We start from the raw sequence: 18374 nt of genomic DNA on the forward strand, positions 1-18374 counted from the left end.
AACCGAGACTGCCTCATGCCTCTGACTCGCAAAGCCTACCGTGCCGCCATCCTGCACAGCATCGCCGACCCCGCCGAGGTCGGCATCGAAGCCTCCTACGAGTATTTCGAGGATGGCCTGCTGGTGGTCGACAACGGCCAGATCAGCGCCCTCGGCCACGCCAGCGAATTGCTCGCCAGCCTGCCCGCCGATATCGAGATCACTCACTACAAGGATGCGCTGATCACCCCAGGCTTTATCGACACCCATATCCACCTGCCGCAGACCGGCATGGTCGGTGCCTATGGCGAGCAGTTGCTGGACTGGCTCAACACCTACACCTTCCCTTGCGAAAGCCAGTTCGCCGACCAGGCCCATGCCGAAGAAGTGGCGGGAATTTTCATCAAGGAACTGCTGCGCAACGGCACCACCACCGCCCTGGTCTTCGGCAGCGTGCATCCGCAATCGGTGAATGCCTTTTTCGAAGCGGCCGAGAAGCTCGACCTGCGGATGATCGCCGGCAAGGTGATGATGGACCGCAACGCCCCCGACTACCTGACCGACACCGCCGAATCCAGCTACCTGGAAAGCAAGGCGCTGATCGAGCGCTGGCACGGCAAGGGCCGCCTGCACTACGCGGTGACGCCGCGTTTCGCCCCGACCAGCACCCCGGAACAACTGACCCTGGCCGGGCAACTGCTCAGTGAATACCCCGACCTGTACATGCAGACCCATATCAGCGAGAACCTGCAGGAAGTCGAATGGGTCAAGGAGCTGTTCCCCGAGCGCAAGGGCTACCTGGATGTGTACGACCACTACCAGTTGCTGGGCGAGCGCTCGGTGTTCGCCCACGGCGTGCACCTGTGCGACGACGAATGCGTGCGCCTGGCGCAGACCGGTTCGGCCGTGGCCTTCTGCCCGACCTCGAACCTGTTCCTTGGCAGCGGCCTGTTCAACCTGCCGATGGCCGAGAAGCACAAGCTGAATGTCGGCCTGGGCACTGACGTCGGCGGCGGCACCAGCTTCTCACTGCTGCAGACCCTGAACGAAGCCTACAAGGTCATGCAGTTGCAGGGCGCGCGCCTGAGTCCGTTCAAGTCGCTGTACCTGGCCACCCTCGGCGGCGCGCGCGCACTGCGCCTGGAAGAGCGGATCGGCACCCTGCAGCCAGGCACCGACGCCGACTTCCTGGTGCTCGACTACAACGCCACGCCACTGCTGAGCTATCGCCTGAAACAATCCAAGAGCATCGCCGAGACGCTGTTCGTGCTGATGACCCTGGGCGATGACCGCACCGTGGCGCAGACCTATGCCGCGGGTAATCTGGTGCACCAGCGCTAAGTTGTTCCAGGCATAAAAAATCCCCCGTGATCGTTGGATTCCGGGGGATTTTTTTGTGCCTTTCAGGCCGTCATCGCGGGCAAGCCTCGCTCCTACGCGAACGTCGCAATCCGTAGGAGCGAGGTTTGCCCGCGAAGGGCCCGCGGCAATGTCTCAGAGCTTGGCGGGAGAGCGGCCCGGCTTCTTGGTTTGCAGCAGGTGCGAGAACACCGCATGCAGGTCGTCCGAGGCGCTTTCTTCGTCGAGGTTGAGCTTGCTGTCGATGTGATCCATGTGATGCATCATCAGGGTCACCGCCAGCTCCGCGTCGCGGGCCTCGATGGCGTCGATCAACTGGGTGTGCTCATCGTAGGAACAGTGCGAACGGTTGCCGCTTTCGTACTGGGCGATGATCAGCGAGGTCTGCGACACCAGGCTGCGCTGGAAGCTGATCAGCGGGGCATTCTTCGCCGCCTCGGCAAGTTTGAGGTGGAACTCGCCCGACAAGCGGATACCGGCGCCGCGATCGCCGCGGGAAAAACTGTCGCGCTCGTCGTTGACCATCTGCCGCAGCTCGGCAAGCTGTTCGGCCGTGGCGTGCTGCACCGCCAGCTCGGTGATCGCCCGCTCCACCAGCCGGCGCGCCATGAACACCTGGCGGGCTTCCTCGACACTCGGGCTGGCCACGACCGCGCCGCGATTGGGCCGCAGCAGCACCACGCCTTCATGGGCCAGGCGCGACAGCGCACGACGAATGATGGTACGGCTGACCCCGAAAATTTCCCCCAGCGCCTCTTCGCTCAACTTGGTGCCGGGCGCCAGGCGCTGTTCGAGGATGGCCTCGAAGATATGCGCGTAGACAATATCGTCCTGGGTCCCGCTGCGACCGGCCTTGCCTGCTCGCGGTTGTTTCTTGAGGGGTTGCAACTGTTCGTTCATGGGCACTCGAGTCGGGAGAACTGCGGCGAATTGACCGTGACTGTAATACGGCACAGTGGGTCGCTGACAAGTATCGCGTAAAAACAATGGCACATTGTACACAACCCATAGGGTTTATTCGCAATAACTGTATGGTCCACGGGCTGTCGCAACGACTGTACGGCCATTTGCCGCCCTGGCTGTATTGCAATGAATGGTTACTTTTACGTTTAGGCTTGGCCCCTATTTTCGTCACCCAAGGCCCCTGCGCCGGGCTTTCGGGCGACAGATATCTTCATCAGAACAAGGAACAGTGCTCCATGTCCGACGCCTCCCTCGCGCCATTACGCCCCCTGGCCGATACTTCGCCCTCGGCCGTAGTCGCCGGCTTCATCGCCATGATGACCGGCTACACCAGCTCCCTGGTGCTGATGTTCCAGGCCGGACAGGCCGCCGGGCTGACCAGCGGGCAGATTTCCTCGTGGATCTGGGCCATCTCCATCGGCATGGCCATCTGCAGCATCGGCCTGTCCCTGCGCTACCGCACTCCGATCACCGTCGCCTGGTCGACCCCCGGCGCCGCGCTGCTGATCACCAGCCTGTCCGGGGTGAGCTACGGCGAAGCCATCGGCGCCTATATCACCTGCGCGGTGCTGGTGACCATCTGCGGCCTGACCGGCAGCTTCGAACGCCTGGTCAAGCGCATCCCGGCCTCCCTCGCCGCGGCACTGCTGGCGGGCATCCTGTTCAAGATCGGCAGCGAGATCTTCGTCGCCGTGCAGCACCGCACCGGCCTGGTGCTGGGCATGTTCTTCAGCTACCTGCTGGTCAAGCGCCTGTCGCCACGCTATGCGGTGCTCGCCGCGCTGCTGATCGGCACTGCATTGGCCGGGGTGATGGGCCTGCTGGACTTCAGCCAATTCCACCTGGAAGTCGCCACGCCGGTGTGGACCACCCCGCACTTCTCCCTGGCGGCGACCATCAGCATCGGCATCCCGCTGTTCGTGGTGGCCATGACCTCGCAGAACATGCCCGGGGTCGCCGTGCTACGCGCCGACGGCTACAACGTCCCGGCATCGCCGCTGGTCACCACCACCGGCATCGCCTCCCTGCTGCTGGCGCCGTTCGGCTCCCACGGCATCAACCTGGCGGCCATCAGCGCGGCGATCTGCACCGGCCCCCATGCCCACGAGGACCGCAACAAGCGCTACACCGCGGCGGTCTGGTGCGGGATTTTCTACGGCATCGCCGGGGTCTTCGGCGCCACGCTGGCGGCGCTGTTCGCGGCCCTGCCCAAGGAGCTGGTGCTGTCGATCGCCGCGCTGGCGCTGTTCGGCTCGATCATCAACGGCCTGAGCATCGCCATGAGCCAGGTGAAGGAACGCGAGGCGGCGCTAATCACCTTTATGGTGACCGCCTCGGGCCTGACCCTGTTCTCCGTCGGCTCGGCGTTCTGGGGAATCGTGGCCGGCGTGCTGACCCTCGCGATCCTGAACTGGAACAACGAATAAGCCTGTAGCCGCCCACACGAAATCCCGGGAAACAGGCCCGAGGCATATAAAGGTTCTGCGGGGGAAATAAATAGAGAAGGCTGTACCGCGACAGCCGTGAGTCGGCGGCCCGGACGGGCCACCGACTCAGCCCATCAGGCTACCGGATTGATCGAGTTTTCCGGGTACCAGACGTCCAGCAGCGGGCTGACTTCAACGCTGGTCAGCTCGGTGCGGGCCTTGAGCCAGGCTTCGACCTTGGCACGTTGCTCTTCGCTGACCGAACCGCGTTTGCTCAGGCAAACCAGGCCGAAGTCATCGCCACCAACATAGCCGAGGCCGTTGGCTTCCATCGCTTCTTTCAGGAACGCGTCGAGGAAAGCGTCAATAGCCTCTTCGGCCAGATCTTCTTTGAAATCCAGGTTCAGCTCAAAACCCAGCTCCTGAAATTCATCTACGCACAGTTTTTTGCGCAGACGGCGGGAACGGTTAGTGGCCATGGAACAATCCTCATAAGTAATAACGGGCGGCACTTTACCAGTTTAAGCAACCGATTGCCTGACTCTATGAGGGCCTTGGCCTGCCATTGGGAAAAAAATAGCGCATTAGCCCGCCGCGGCACGGCACAAGCCGCTATACCTTGGGGCATAATGCCGACACTTTCGTGACCACTGAGGGAATTTATCGTCATGCCCTCGTCTTTTCTCCCCTCGGCTGTAGGGTTTTACTTCACATGATCAAATCTTTGCGTCCACTTTTTCTTGCCGGTCTTCTTCTGCCCCTGGCCATTTCCGTTTCCGCCGCCCCCGTCAACACCACCCTTTCGCCCAAGGTTCAACAGGCCCTCAAGGCCAGCAAACTGCAAGACAACGCCCTGTCGCTGGTGATGATCCCGCTCAGTGGCCCGGGCACGGCCACCGTTTACAACGCCGATGTGTCGGTCAACCCGGCCTCGACCATGAAACTGGTTACCACCTACGCCGCCCTGGAAATGCTCGGCCCGACCCACCAGTGGAAAACCGAGTTCTACACCGACGGCACCCTGAGCGGCGGCATCCTCAATGGCAACCTGTACCTCAAGGGCGGCGGCGATCCCAAGCTGAACATGGAAAAACTCTGGTTGCTGATGCGCGACCTGCGGGCCAACGGCGTGCAGCAAGTGACCGGCGACCTGGTGCTGGACCGCAACTTCTTCGTGCAGCCGCAGCTGCCGCAGTTCAACGACGACGGTAACGACGAGAACAAGCCGTTCCTGGTCAAGCCCGATGCCCTGCTGGTTAACCTCAAGGCCCTGCGCTTCGTGGCGCGCAACGATTCGGGCAAGGTGCTGATTTCCGTCGAGCCGCCGATTGCCAGCATTCGCATCGACAACCAGGTCAAGGCCATCGGCGGCAAACAGTGCACCGGCAACGTGCGCTACAACCCGGTCCCCCAGGCGGACGGCAGCGTCACCGTGACCGTCAACGGCCAGTTGGGCGACGGTTGCAGTTCGCAGACCTACCTGTCGCTGCTCGACCACGCGACCTACACCGCCGGCGCCGTACGCGCCATCTGGAAGGAACTGGGCGGCAGCATCCAGGGCAAGGACCGCCTGGCCGCCGTGCCATCTAGCGCCAAAGTGCTGGCCCGGGCCTTCTCGCCGGACCTGGCGGAAATCATCCGCGACATCAACAAATACAGTAACAACACCATGGCCCAGCAACTGTTCCTCAGCCTCGGCGCGCAATACCGCACCGAAGCCGATGGCGACGATGCCAAGGCGGCGCAACGGGTGGTGCGTCAGTGGCTGGCGAAGAAAGGCATCACCGCGCCGCACCTGGTGATGGAGAACGGTTCGGGCCTGTCCCGTGCCGAACGGGTCAGCGCCCGCGAAATGGCCTCCATGCTGCAAGCGGCCTGGAGAAGCCCGTACTCGGCGGAGTTCATCAGTTCGATGCCGATCGCCGGCATGGACGGCACCATGCGCAAGCGCCTGAAGCGCACCGCGATGTCCGGTGAAGCCCACGTGAAGACCGGGACCCTGAACACCGTCCGCGCCATCGCCGGCTACAGCCGTGACAGCAACGGCAACACCTGGGCCGTGGTAGCGATTCTCAACGATCCGAAGCCCTGGGGCGCGTCCTCGGTGCTCGATCAAGTGCTGCTGGATCTGTACCGCCAGCCGAAACTGGCAGACACCGCTTCGACCCTGTAAGCCGTCATTCAGGTGGCGCGAGGGCAACCTCGCGTCACCCCACTTCTGCGCCCCTGCCTACCCCATCTCGGCCTCGACCCGGTCGCGCCCAGCCTGCTTGGCCGCATAGACCCCGGAATCCGCCCGCAGCAACAGCCCGTCGGCCCCTTCGTGCTCCCGCCAGCTGGCGATGCCGAAACTGGCCGTGACAATGCCCACGCCATCGATCGGCGAGCTGCGCAGCCCGCGCCACAGCTCCTCGGCCAGGACATAGGCTTGCTGGCCATCGGTGTCCGGGCACAGCACCATGAACTCTTCGCCGCCCAGCCGGCAAAACACATCCGTGCGCCGCAGACGAAGGCCGATGCGCTCACAGACACCGCGCAGCACCATGTCGCCGATGGCATGCCCGTACTGGTCGTTGATCCGCTTGAAGTGGTCGATATCCAGCATGATCACCGCCAGGCTGCCCACCCCGCGCTCGACCCGCGCCATTTCCATCTGCAGGCGCTCCTGGAAATAGCGGCGGTTGTGGATACCGGTCAGCGAGTCGGTGACCGACAGGGCCCGCAACTCTTCCTCAACCCGCTTGAGGTCGGAGATGTCCGACAGATAGCCATGCCACAGCACCCCGCCCCCTGCCAGCTTTTCCGGGGTCGCTTCACCGCGTATCCAGCGCAGGCCGCGCTGTGGCAACTGCACCCGATATTCCTCGCGCCAGGGGCTGAGTTTTTTCGCCGAGGTCCAGATCGAGCCGCGCACCCGGGCCGCATCGTCCGGATGAATACGCTCGAACACCGGGTTGGCATCGCGCTGCAACTGCTGTGGATCGATCTCGTAGATATCGCGGATGCCGTCACTGACGTAGCTGAAGCTGGAATGGCCTTCGGTATCTACCTGGAACTGATAGATGGCGCCCGGTACATGGGCGCTGAGTTTCTTCAGCAGGCGATCGCGGGCCGCCAGCGCCTCGTGGACCCGCTTGCGTTCGGTGATGTCGATACAAATCGCCAGGTGCCCGACCCATAAACCGTGATCGTCCAGGACCGGGGTGGCCAGCATATTCACCACCAGATGGCTGCCATCGCGGCGCATCAGGGTCCACTCGCGGGTTGCCTCGCCCCGCTCTTCGGAACCGTCCACCAGCATCGCCTGGCACATCGGGATCTGCCGGCCGTAACGCTGGCTCAGGGCTTGCGCGCGCGCATTCAGCTCCGCGGGCAGGTGCAGGCTTTCCAGGGTCAAGTGGCCCACCACCTCGGCGCTGTTGTAACCGAGCATATGTTCGGCGCCGGCATTGAAGGTGCTGATCACGCCCCGCAGGTCGGTGGCGATGATCGCCACCTGGGTCGCCGCATTGAGCACGCTGCGCAGCTGTCCGTGGGTGCCACGCAACTCCTGCTCCCTGGCCCGCAGCTCCCCGGTGCGCTGCTCCACCAACCGCAGCGCGCGCTGCCGCTGGCTGACCAGGACATACAGCAAGGCACTGAGCAGCAGGCTCAGCAGCGTGCCCAGGACCACCTGGCTGGACACCGAAGAATGGTTGGCCTGGAGGAACACCGCGCTGGGGCGGATGTTCACCTGGTAATCATGATCGGCCAGGCTCAGCACCCGGCTCACCGCCAGTGGGCTGTCCCCCGGGCCGTTGCTCGATTCATAGAGTTTGCCGTACGACTCGGCGGTCGACAGGTCGATGATCTGCACGAACAGGTTGTCCTGACTCTGCTCGGGCAGACCATCGACCACCAGCTGGCGCATGCTGATCACCGCGATCACATAACCGTAAGGCTCGGGGGTCGACATGGCCACATCGGCACGCAGGCTGACGGGAGTCGCGAGGATGATGCCGCGCGCGTAGGAAGGCTCGACTCCGACCAAGCGCACCGGCTGCGAAACCGCCACGCCGCCGCGCCGCCGCGCCCGCTCGAGAGTGTCGCGGCGCATTGGCTGGGCCAGCAGGTCGAACCCCAGGGGCGAGCCCAGCGGGCTTTGGGTCTGACTGTAGAGCACCGGTATGTACTCATCGCGCTCGGCGGCTCGCTGCAGCTTGCCTTCGGCATTCAGGTCGGCAATGAAATAATCCGGCGCCCCCTGTTCCTGCGCCATGCGCTCGAACAGCGCACGCTCGGCACCGCTGACGCGCGGCGCCCAGGCGTAGGCTTGGGTGCGATGCAAGAGCGGTTGGGTGTAGCCGTCGAAATCCTGGCGCGAGACCGCGCCGGAATTGATGAAGAAGCGCTTGAGACCATCCAGGCGCTGCTCCTGATCTTCGAAGCGCTCTTCGATGCGGCTATAACGTTCGCTGGCCAGCAGCTGGAAGCGTTGGCGCAACTGCTGCTGATACAGATTGAGGGTCGACCAGGCCAGCAGCCCGGTCAATACACAGCCAAACAACAATACCACTAACGCGACCAGCCAGGCCGACACGTCTTCGCTGATGAAGCCCAGGATTTTCGGGCGTACCGAGTGCAACGACATAAGCAAAACTCATAACGCCAGCGAACGTGAGCGTCACATGGGCTTGCATTGAGTTATAGCTATTCGCCACTAATTTGGCTAGAGCAAAGAGCCTTGAAAATCAAGGCTCTGTGGATCCAATCAACCTCAGCGGGCGGTGATTTTCCAGGCCCGGTGGATCTTGCCGTTACGGGCGAAATCCGGGTCGATGGTCTTGGCGGTGATCTCCTCGACGGCATAACGCGCCGCCAGGTTTTCCTCGAGCTGGAACTTGCGGAAGTTGTTGGAGAAATACAGCACGCCACCGCTGGCCAACCGGGCCATGGCCAGGTCGAGCAGTTGCACGTGGTCACGCTGCACGTCGAACACCCCTTCCATGCGCTTGGAGTTGGAGAAGGTCGGCGGGTCGATGAAGATCAGGTCGAACTCATCGCGGCAGGTCTCCAGCCAGGCCATGACATCGCCCTGCTCCAGACGGTTCTTGTCGGAGAAACCGTTGAGCGACAGGTTGCGTCGCGCCCAGTCCAGGTAGGTTTTCGACAGGTCGACGCTGGTGGTGCTGCGCGCACCGCCCTTGGCCGCGTGCACACTGGCGGTGGCGGTGTAGCAGAACAGGTTGAGGAATCGCTTGCCGGCGGCTTCTTTCTGGATCCGCAGGCGCATCGGCCGGTGGTCGAGGAACAGCCCGGTGTCGAGATAGTCGGTGAGGTTGACCAGCAGCTTCACGCCACCTTCGCTGACCTCGGTGAACTTGCCCTGGGCGCTCTGGCGTTCGTACTGCTTGGTGCCGCTCTGGCGTTCGCGGCGCTTGATCACCACCCGGCTCTTGTCGACGTTCAACGCTTGCGGAATGGCCGCCAGGGCATCGAACAGACGGGCCTGGGCCTTTTCCGGGTCGATGGATTTCGGCGCGGCGTATTCCTGCACGTGCACCCAGTCGTGGTACAGGTCGATGGCCAGGGAATATTCCGGCATGTCGGCATCGTAGACGCGATAGCACTCGACGCCTTCGCGCTTGGCCCACTTGCCCAGCAACTTGAGGTTCTTCTGCAGGCGGTTGGCGAACATCTGCCCGCCTTCGCTCAGGCGCGCCTGCTCGACCACGGGGGCTGGCGCCGGTGCCGGTTTGATCGGGTTGCCGTTCTTGTTGTACTGGCGCTCCTGCGGAACCAGCGGCGCCTTGTCGGCCTCGGCCTGTTCACGCTCGATCTGCCGTTGCTCCGGGGTACGCCGCTCGCCAGTGACGAACTGGTCTGGCTGCACCTTGATCAACAGCAGCTTGCACGGCAAGGCGCCGTTCCAGAACGAATACTGCTTGTGGCTGCGGATGCCCATGCGCTTGCCCAGGTCCGGCGCGCCGGTGAATACCGCCGCTTCCCAGCCCAGGCAGGCCTGACGCAGACGCTCGCCGAGGTTCTGGTAGAGATACAGCAGGCTGGCTTCGTCACCCAGGCGCTCGCCGTAGGGCGGGTTGCTGATCACCAGGCCTTTCTGGTTCTGGTCCGGGCGCGGCTCGAAAGTCGCCACTTCGCCCTGGTAGATCTTGATCCACTCACTGAGGCCGGCGCGCTCGACGTTGTTGCGCCCTGGCTGGATCAGCCGCGGGTCGGCTTCGTAACCGCGAATCCACAGCGGCGGCTTGGCCAGGCCGGCCTGGGCCCGCGCCTGGGCTTCTTCATGCAGCTTGCGCCACAGGGCCGGGACGTGACCGAGCCAGGCGGTGAAACCCCATTGCTCGCGCTTGAGGTTGGGGGCGATGTCGGCGGCGATCATCGCTGCTTCCACCAGGAAGGTCCCCACGCCGCACATCGGGTCGGCCAGGGCGCCGCCATTGGCCGCGATACGTGGCCAGCCGGAACGGATCAGGATCGCCGCCGCGAGGTTTTCCTTCAGCGGCGCCGCGCCCTGCTGCAGGCGATAGCCGCGCTGGTGCAGGCTGTGGCCGGACAGGTCGAGGGAGAGGATGGCTTCGCCGCGATCCAGGCGCAGGTGAATGCGCAGGTCCGGGTTGAGCTTGTCGATGGAGGGACGCTCGCCGGTCGGCGTGCGCAGCCGGTCGACGATGGCGTCCTTGACCTTCAAGGCGCCGAAGTGAGTGTTGTCGATGCCCGAGCCGTGGCCGCTGAACTCCACCGCCAGGGTGCCGTCCGCCAGCATGTGGTCCTGCCAGTCGACGTCATGCACGCCGTGATAGAGGTCTTCGGCGTCCTTCATCGGGAAGCGCTTGAGCACCAGCAGTACCCGGTTGGCCAGGCGCGACCAGAGGCACAGGCGGTAGGCGGTCTCCATGTCGGCCATGCCGCGCACGGCCGAGGTATGTTCGCGCGCGTCTTCAAGGCCAAGCCCGGCGGCTTCCTCGATGAGCAGGCCTTCAAGGCCTTTGGGACAGGTGAGGAAGAGTTCGTAGCGATCCGACATGGGAGTTCAGGGCCTTTAGCAATAAGTGAACGGACAACGCATCGTCCGCCCGGTTTTCAATCAAGCGCTTTTCTTGAAGAGCGCTCGCGTGGCACGAATCTGTGCCGTCCCGCCCCTGCTGTTCAGCTCGCCGCTAGCGGTGACCACTGGGGTCAAAAGAGCTTAGATGCCGGGGCAGATAATAAAGTCAGCGAAACAAAAGGTCATAACTCGACCTTTCATCGAATAATACCTGAGTGCAACGGAATGGAATTCTCACTAAAGCATTAAGCCCATCATCCAGTAAGAGGCTGATCAGAGCGAGGTTTGCCTGATCAACCCGATGTAAAGCAGGCCATTCTTATGGCCTCAACATCATTATCGTTACGTCCTTATGACAAAACGATCATTCCCTCGTTGTGACGCATTGGTTAGAAATCAACTCAGGTTGGCGCCGCAATGACGCCAACGCCACGCTCGCGACGCCGGCAGCGAGCACCAACGGCAGAAGCATTCTGCCCGGCCTCAAACGAGGCCGACGGGACATAAGACAGTCAACAAGTGAGGGAAACACCCTATGAGAAGACTTAAGCGTGATCCGTTGGAAAGAGCATTTTTGCGCGGATATCAGTATGGCGTTCATGGCAAGTCCCGTGAGCTTTGCCCATTTACTCTACCGTCGGTACGCCAAGCCTGGATCAATGGCTGGCGCGAAGGACGCGGCGACAACTGGGACGGTATGACCGGCACTGCGGGAATCCACAGACTCAACGAACTTCACGCCGTCGGCTAAAACAGGGCACACATTCCGACACCAAAATCTGAATACGTAACGACTTAACCACGCACGTCCCATCCGGACGGCGGGCTGCGGCCCAGGGGCTCCTTTCAGGAGCCCTTTTTATTGGCCGCGCAAAAAGCCGCTGTCCTCAGCGCAACGCCGCGATCGCGTCCACCGACTCGCGAATCAGCGCCGGGCCCTTGTAGATGAAGCCCGAATACAACTGCACCAGGCTGGCGCCGGCAGCGATCTTTTCCGCCGCATGCTTGCCTTCGGTGATACCGCCCACCGCAATGATCGGCAAACGCCCGGCCAGCTCGCCCGCCAGCACCTTCACGGTGTGGGTGCTCTTGTCGCGCACCGGCGCGCCGGACAGGCCGCCCGCCTCGTCGCCATGCTCCATGCCTTCGACGCCAACGCGGCTCAGGGTGGTGTTGGTGGCGATGACCGCGTCCATTCCGGTCTCGATCAGCGCTTGCGCCACTTCGGCGGTTTCTTCGTCGGTCATGTCCGGGGCGATCTTGATCGCCAGCGGTACCCGCTTGCCATGCTGCACCGCCAGCTCTTGCTGACGCTGGCTGAGAGCGCCAAGCAACTGCTTGAGCGACTCGCCGAACTGCAGGCTGCGCAGGCCCGGGGTGTTGGGCGAACTGACGTTGACCGTCACGTAGCTGGCGTGGGCATACACCTTGTCCAGGCAGATCAGGTAATCATCCACCGCACGCTCAACCGGGGTGTCGAAGTTCTTGCCGATGTTGATCCCCAGCACGCCCTTGTACTTGGCCGCCGCCACCCGGGCCAGCAGGTGATCGACGCCCAGGTTGTTGAAGCCCATGCGGTTGATGATCGCCTCGGCTTCCGGCAGGCGGAAGATCCGCGGCTTGGGATTGCCCGGCTGCGGACGCGGAGTGATGGTGCCAATTTCGACGAAGCCGAAACCCAATTGGGCGAAGCCGTCGATGGCCGCGCCGTTCTTGTCCAGGCCGGCCGCGAGGCCGACCGGGTTCGGGAAGTCCAGGCCCATGACCTTCACCGGCATCTGCGCCGGCGCCTTGCACAGCAAGCCATTGAGGCCCAAACGCCCGCCCGCGCCGATCAGGTCCAGGGACAGATCGTGGGAGGTTTCCGGGGAGAGTTTGAACAACAGCTGGCGGGCCAGGGTATACATGGGCGGGCTTGACTCGGTGGCGGCGAAATGAGGCGGCGATTATAGCCGGGCATGGGCCCCGCAGGCGAGGCACGCGGCGAAATCAGCGGTGAATGGCATATGCCTTGCACCACAACCTGCATCAGCACCCAGGCCAATGGCGGCGTGGGTCGAAAGACAAAGGCGTCGTTACCCCGCCGGCTCTGCCTGGCGCGGGTGCGACGTTTTTTTATGGAAGCTTTTTATGGCCGCTTTTTTATGGAGGACGCCACCCCATGAATGAACTCCCCGTCAGCCCGCTGGCCTGGGTCAACGGCAGCGATGCCCCGGAAAAGACCGCGATCAACCTCGGTTTCATGGCCTTGAGCGACTGCGCCTCGGTGGTGGTCGCCGCCACCCAGGGCTTCGCCCAACCTTACGGCCTGACCCTGAACCTCAAGCGCCAGGCGTCCTGGGCCAACCTGCGGGACAAGCTGGTGAGCGGCGAGCTGGATGCCGCCCACAGCCTGTATGGCCTGATCTACGCCGTGCACCTGGGCATCGGCGGGGTCAACGCCAGCGACATGGCGGTGCTGATGGGCCTGAACCAGAACGGCCAGAGCATCAACCTCTCGCGGGAGCTGCAAGCCCTGAACGTGACCACTCCTGAAGCGCTTCACCGGCACGTGCACCAAAGCCGGGCAAGGCCGACCTTCGCCCAGACCTTCCCCACCGGCACCCACGCCATGTGGCTGTATTACTGGCTGGCCGCCCAGGGCATCCACCCGTTGCAGGACGTCGACAGCGTGGTGGTGCCGCCGCCGCAAATGGTCGCGCACCTGCAGGCCGGGCGCATCGACGGTTTCTGTGTGGGCGAACCCTGGAGCGCCAGCGCGGTGAACCAGAACCTGGGCTTCACCCTGGCCACCAGCCAGGCGATCTGGCCCGACCACCCGGAAAAAGTCCTCGGCTGCACCCGTGCCTTCGTCGAGCAGTACCCAAACACCGCACGGGCCCTGGTCACGGCGATCCTCGAGGCCAGCCGCTTCATCGAGCAGAGCCGCGAGAACCGCCAGAGCACCGCGCAACTGCTGAGCGCCCGCGAGTACCTCGATGCGCCGCTGGACTGCATCGAGCCGCGCCTGCTCGGCGAATATGCCGACGGCCTCGGCCACCGCTGGCAGGACCCGCACGCGCTACGCTTTCATAATGAAGGCGCGGTCAACCTGCCGTATCTGTCCGACGGCATGTGGTTCATGACCCAGTTCCGCCGCTGGGGCCTGCTGCGCGAAGATCCGGATTACCTGGGCATCGCGCGCCAGGTGCAGCAACTCGAGCTCTATCGTGAAGCCGCCACCGCCGTCGGCGTCGCATCCTGGGGCCAGGACATGCGCAGCAGCCAGTTGATCGACGGCAAGCTATGGGACGGTTCGGACCCGGCCGCCTATGCCCGCAGCTTCCAGCTGCACGCCATGAGCGACAGCTCCCCTCTTCTCGCCAGCCGCTGACAGGAGCCCGAGACCATGTTGCGTATCCTGCTGATCAACGACACCGCCAAGAAGGTCGGTCGGCTCAAGGCGGCCCTGATGGAAGCCGGTTTCGAGGTGATCGACGAGTCGGGCCTGACCATCGACCTGCCGACGCGCGTCGAAACGGTGCGTCCGGACGTGATCCTGATCGATACCGAATCACCGAGCCGCGATGTGATGGAGCAAGTGGTGCTGGTCAGCCGCGACCAGCCACGGCCGATCGTGATGTTCACCGACGAGCACGACCCCGACGTGATGCGCCACGCTATCAAGTCCGGGGTCAGTGCCTACATAGTCGAAGGCATCCAGGCCCAGCGCCTGCAGCCCATTCTCGACGTGGCCATGGCCCGCTTCGAGAGCGACCAGGCCTTGCGCGCGCAGCTGCAGGCCCGCGACCAGCAACTGGCCGAGCGCAAGCGCATCGAGCTGGCCAAGGGCCTGTTGATGAAGATGAAAGACTGCAACGAAGAACAGGCCTACACCCTGATGCGCCGCCAGGCCATGAGCCGCCAGCAGAAGCTGATCCAGGTGGCCGAGCAGATCATCGCCATGAGCGAGTTGCTGGGCTGAATCCCGCAGCTGTGGTGCGGCCGCCTATCGCGGGCAAGCCTCGCTCCTACGGAAGAAGACCGTGAGTTTCTGTAGGAGCGAGGCTTGCCCGCGATCCGGGACACCAGGACTGCAACTCTTGGCACAAATCTGGCTATGTAATCGACACAGGTAACCAACGGCGGTTGCCCCACCTACGACAAAGACGTCGCACACCCTTCTCGCCCCAGGCGATGCGGGTTGCGGCGTTTTTTCGTTTTGGCCCCACAGCCCGGGGCCGGTGGAGCGGCCGTAATGGCGCCCCACGCAAAAGCTCATGACTCCTTTCGAGACTCTTAACAGCTGAGGTGCGCGATGAATTCAAGCTTCTGGAAATCCGGCCACACCCCGACATTGTTCGCGGCCTTCCTCTACTTCGACCTGAGCTTCATGGTCTGGTATCTGCTCGGCCCGCTGGCCGTGCAGATCGCCGCCGACCTGCAACTGACCACCCAGCAGCGCGGGCTGATGGTGGCCACGCCGATCCTGGCCGGCGCCGTGCTGCGGTTCGCCATGGGCCTGCTGGCCGATCGCCTGTCCCCCAAGACCGCCGGGCTGATCGGCCAGGTGATTGTCATCGGCGCGCTGTTCTGCGCCTGGAAGCTGGGCATCCACAGCTATGAACAGGCGCTGCTGCTGGGGCTGTTCCTGGGCATGGCCGGCGCTTCGTTCGCCGTGGCCCTGCCGCTGGCCTCGCAATGGTATCCACCACAGCACCAGGGCAAGGCGATGGGCATCGCCGGGGCCGGCAACTCCGGTACGGTATTCGCGGCGCTGTTCGCACCGTTGCTGGCCGGTGCCTTCGGCTGGAGCAACGTGTTCGGCTTCGCCCTGATCCCTCTGATCCTGACCCTGGTGCTGTTCGCCTGGCTGGCCAGGAACGCCCCGGAACGGCCCAAGGCCAAATCCATGGCCGACTACTTCAAGGCCCTGGGCGACCGCGACAGCTGGTGGTTCATGTTCTTCTACAGCGTGACCTTCGGCGGCTTCATCGGCCTGGCCAGCGCCCTGCCCGGCTACTTCAACGACCAGTACGGCCTGAGCCCGGTCACCGCCGGCTACTACACCGCCGCCTGCGTGTTCGGCGGCAGCCTGATGCGCCCGCTGGGCGGCGCGCTGGCCGATCGTTTCGGCGGCATTCGCACCCTGCTGGTGATGTACAGCGTCGCGGCGGTATGCATCGCCGCGGTCGGTTTCAACCTGCCCAGCTCCTACGCGGCCCTGGCCCTGTTCGTATGCACCATGCTCGGCCTGGGTGCGGGTAACGGCGCGGTCTTCCAGTTGGTGCCGCAACGCTTTCGTCGCGAGATCGGGGTGATGACCGGGCTGATCGGCATGGCCGGCGGCATCGGCGGTTTCGCCCTGGCCGCGGGCATGGGCGCGATCAAGCAAAGCACCGGCAGCTATCAACTGGCCCTGTGGCTGTTCGCCAGCCTGGGCGTGCTGGCCTGGTTCGGCCTGCACGGGGTGAAACGCCGCTGGCGGACCACCTGGGGCTCCGCCGCTGTCACCGCGGCGCGGGTCTGAGCTGTCCATGAGCCTGCAACTGAGCCACGCCCAGGCCAGCGCCATCGGTCCGCGCGCGGAGAACCAGGACGCCTTGCGCCTGGTCACCCCGGCGCCGACCCTGGCCGCCAGCAAGGGGCTGCTGTTCGCCATCGCCGACGGTGTCAGCCAATGCGCCGATGGCGGCCTGGCCGCGCGCTCGACCTTGCAGGCGCTGGCGCTGGACTACTACGCCACCCCGGAAACCTGGGCCGTGGCCCAGGCCCTGGAACGCCTGCTGCTCGCGCAGAATCGCTGGTTGCAGGCCAACGGCGGCGGCCAGCCGCTGCTGACCACCGTCAGCGCCCTGGTGCTGCGCGGCCGGCGCTTTACCCTGGCCCATGTCGGCGATTGCCGGGTCTATCGCTGGCATGCCGATCAGTTGCAACGCATCAGCGACGATCATGTCTGGGACCAACCCGGCATGCAGCATGTGCTCAAGCGTGCCCTGGGCCTGGACCAGCACCTGGTGGTGGACTTCCTCGACGGCGAGCTGCGGGAAAACGAAAGTTTCCTGATGCTCAGCGATGGCGTCTGGGCGACCCTGGGCGACACCGCCATCGCCGCGATCCTGCGCGACCAGCCCGACCTCGACAGCGCGGTGCAGACCCTGGTCAGCGCCGCGCACCTGGCCGGCAGCCAGGACAATGCCAGCGCCCTGCTGGTGCGGGTCGAAGCCCTGGGCGAAAGCTCCATCGGCGACGCCCTGATTCACTTGCAGCAATGGCCACTGCCGCCGCCTCTCAAACCGGGCCAGCACTTCGAAGGCTGGCAGGTCGTCGAGGTGCTCGGACAGAGCCAGCAATCCCTGCTGTACCGCGTGCTCGATGCGCAACAACAACCCTGGCTACTGAAAACCCTGCCCGGTCATCTGCACGACGATCATCAGGCCGGGCAATCGCTGCTGTCAGAGGAGTGGTTCCTGCGTCGGGTGGCCGGCCGGCACTTTCCCGAAGTGCATGCCGCGACCAGCCGCCAGCATCTGTATTACGTGATGCGCGAATACCCGGGGCAGACCCTGGCCGAGCATCTGCAACAACATGGTCCCTTGCCGCTGGCGCAGTGGCAGGACCTGGCCGAGCGCCTGCTACGGGCCGTGGGTCTGCTGCACCGCCGGCAGATCCTGCACCGCGACATCAAGCCGGAAAACCTGCTGCTCGGGGACGACGGCGAACTGCGCCTGCTGGATTTCGGCCTGGCCTATTGCCCCGGCCTGTCCGAGGACCAGGCGCACCTGCTGCCCGGCACCCCGAGCTATATCGCCCCAGAGGCTTTCAACGGCGTGGCGCCGACACCGCGGCAGGACCTGTACGCGGTAGGCGTGACCCTCTACCACTTGCTGACCGGGCATTTTCCCTACGGCGAAATCGAAGCCTTCCAGCGCCCGCGCTTCACCACCCCGGTCAGCGCCAGCCGCTATCGCCCGGACCTGCCGGACTGGCTCGAACAGAGCCTGGAACGCGCGGTACAGGCCGATCCGGCCCAACGTTATGAAACCGCCGAAGAGTGGTTGCTGTTGCTGGAACAGGGCGAGCGCCGCAGCCTCAGCGTGCGCCCCAGACCGCTGCTGGAACGCGAGCCCTTGAAAGTCTGGCGCACCCTGGCGCTGGTCTCGCTGTTGCTCAACCTGCTGTTGCTGTACCTGTTCCTGCATCACTGACCTCAGTGTTCTCCTGTAGCCGCTGCCGCAGGCTGCGACCGGCACCGCAGGGGCCGCAGAACCTGACGACGCGGTTTTACCCGCAGGTAGGGGATGCCGCCTTACGCCGGCTACGCCGTCGATCGCAGCCTGCGGCAGCGGCTACAGGGATCGCGCAGCGTGCGCCAGAAACGGGCAAGACGCTTTGAATCGGTGCAGAAAATCCTCCCTGCTGCCCAGAGGCAGGCTTTCAGCCCCGCTGAAACCGCCATTGGCGGAACTTGGCACAACCGCTGCATTAACTCTCCCAACAGCACATACGACCCGGCCTTCAACGACGAAGGATGGGTTTTCCCGAGAGAACGGGACCGGACAAAGGCGTCCTGCCAGGCAACTGGCGGGGCGCCTTTTTTGTTTGCGCAACGTTTATCG

General features: G+C 64.0%; 13 protein-coding genes. 8 read left to right on the forward strand and 5 right to left on the reverse strand.

The features are described from left to right. Positions 1 to 15: 15 nt before the first annotated feature. Positions 16 to 1320, forward strand: coding sequence for a guanine deaminase (guaD, locus tag AC07PQ_RS23330; RefSeq protein WP_493185269.1), 1305 nt, complete (start codon positions 16 to 18; stop codon positions 1318 to 1320). Between the two features lie 153 nt (positions 1321 to 1473). Here the strand turns inward: guaD and AC07PQ_RS23335 are convergent, their stop codons facing one another. Beyond that, positions 1474 to 2238, reverse strand: coding sequence for a GntR family transcriptional regulator (locus tag AC07PQ_RS23335; RefSeq protein WP_007932193.1), 765 nt, complete (start codon positions 2236 to 2238; stop codon positions 1474 to 1476). 299 nt (positions 2239 to 2537) lie between these two features. Here AC07PQ_RS23335 and AC07PQ_RS23340 point away from each other — a divergent pair, with 299 nt between their 5' ends. After that, positions 2538 to 3728: a benzoate/H(+) symporter BenE family transporter gene (locus tag AC07PQ_RS23340; RefSeq protein ID WP_493185270.1), complete on the forward strand. Its 1191-nt coding sequence runs from the start codon at positions 2538 to 2540 to the stop codon at positions 3726 to 3728. A gap of 134 nt (positions 3729 to 3862) precedes the next feature. On the opposite strand, the gene AC07PQ_RS23345 is transcribed toward AC07PQ_RS23340, so the two are convergent. Beyond that, positions 3863 to 4207 carry a YggL family protein gene (locus AC07PQ_RS23345; protein WP_007932191.1) on the reverse strand — a complete coding sequence of 115 codons (345 nt, stop codon included), beginning with the start codon at positions 4205 to 4207 and terminating at the stop codon, positions 3863 to 3865. A 233-nt stretch (positions 4208 to 4440) separates the two neighbouring features. Between AC07PQ_RS23345 and dacB the strand changes: the two genes are divergently transcribed. Then, a complete protein-coding gene (dacB, locus tag AC07PQ_RS23350; RefSeq protein ID WP_007932190.1) occupies positions 4441 to 5901 on the forward strand; it encodes a D-alanyl-D-alanine carboxypeptidase/D-alanyl-D-alanine endopeptidase in 1461 nt (486 codons plus the stop codon). A gap of 57 nt (positions 5902 to 5958) precedes the next feature. Here the strand turns inward: dacB and AC07PQ_RS23355 are convergent, their stop codons facing one another. Beyond that, the gene (locus AC07PQ_RS23355) at positions 5959 to 8358 is read right to left on the reverse strand and encodes a sensor domain-containing diguanylate cyclase (protein WP_007932189.1); all 2400 of its coding nucleotides are present in this window, start codon (positions 8356 to 8358) and stop codon (positions 5959 to 5961) included. Positions 8359 to 8484: 126 nt separating this feature from the next. Then, positions 8485 to 10755, reverse strand: coding sequence for a bifunctional 23S rRNA (guanine(2069)-N(7))-methyltransferase RlmK/23S rRNA (guanine(2445)-N(2))-methyltransferase RlmL (rlmKL, locus tag AC07PQ_RS23360; protein ID WP_007932188.1), 2271 nt, complete (start codon positions 10753 to 10755; stop codon positions 8485 to 8487). Between the two features lie 556 nt (positions 10756 to 11311). Here rlmKL and rmf point away from each other — a divergent pair. Then, positions 11312 to 11527: a ribosome modulation factor gene (gene rmf, locus AC07PQ_RS23365; protein ID WP_002553055.1), complete on the forward strand. Its 216-nt coding sequence runs from the start codon at positions 11312 to 11314 to the stop codon at positions 11525 to 11527. Between the two features lie 136 nt (positions 11528 to 11663). On the opposite strand, the gene AC07PQ_RS23370 is transcribed toward rmf, so the two are convergent. Then, the gene (locus AC07PQ_RS23370) at positions 11664 to 12683 is read right to left on the reverse strand and encodes a quinone-dependent dihydroorotate dehydrogenase (protein WP_009047911.1); all 1020 of its coding nucleotides are present in this window, start codon (positions 12681 to 12683) and stop codon (positions 11664 to 11666) included. A gap of 254 nt (positions 12684 to 12937) precedes the next feature. Here AC07PQ_RS23370 and AC07PQ_RS23375 point away from each other — a divergent pair, with 254 nt between their 5' ends. The 4 genes from AC07PQ_RS23375 (at position 12938) to AC07PQ_RS23390 (ending at position 17963) form a co-directional block, all read left to right on the forward strand. After that, entirely contained in the window at positions 12938 to 14149 is a 1212-nt protein-coding gene (locus AC07PQ_RS23375; RefSeq protein WP_493185271.1) for a CmpA/NrtA family ABC transporter substrate-binding protein, read from the forward strand. Positions 14150 to 14164: 15 nt separating this feature from the next. After that, positions 14165 to 14740, forward strand: a complete 576-nt coding sequence (locus tag AC07PQ_RS23380) for an ANTAR domain-containing response regulator (RefSeq protein ID WP_007932173.1) — start codon at positions 14165 to 14167, stop codon at positions 14738 to 14740. 333 nt (positions 14741 to 15073) lie between these two features. After that, a complete protein-coding gene (locus tag AC07PQ_RS23385) occupies positions 15074 to 16285 on the forward strand; it encodes a nitrate/nitrite transporter (RefSeq protein ID WP_009042928.1) in 1212 nt (403 codons plus the stop codon). Positions 16286 to 16292: 7 nt separating this feature from the next. Then, a complete protein-coding gene (locus AC07PQ_RS23390) occupies positions 16293 to 17963 on the forward strand; it encodes a bifunctional protein-serine/threonine kinase/phosphatase (protein ID WP_284172921.1) in 1671 nt (556 codons plus the stop codon). The last annotated feature ends 411 nt before the right edge of the window (positions 17964 to 18374 follow it).

It is taken from the genome of Pseudomonas sp. GW821-FHT09E12 (assembly GCF_059416085.1).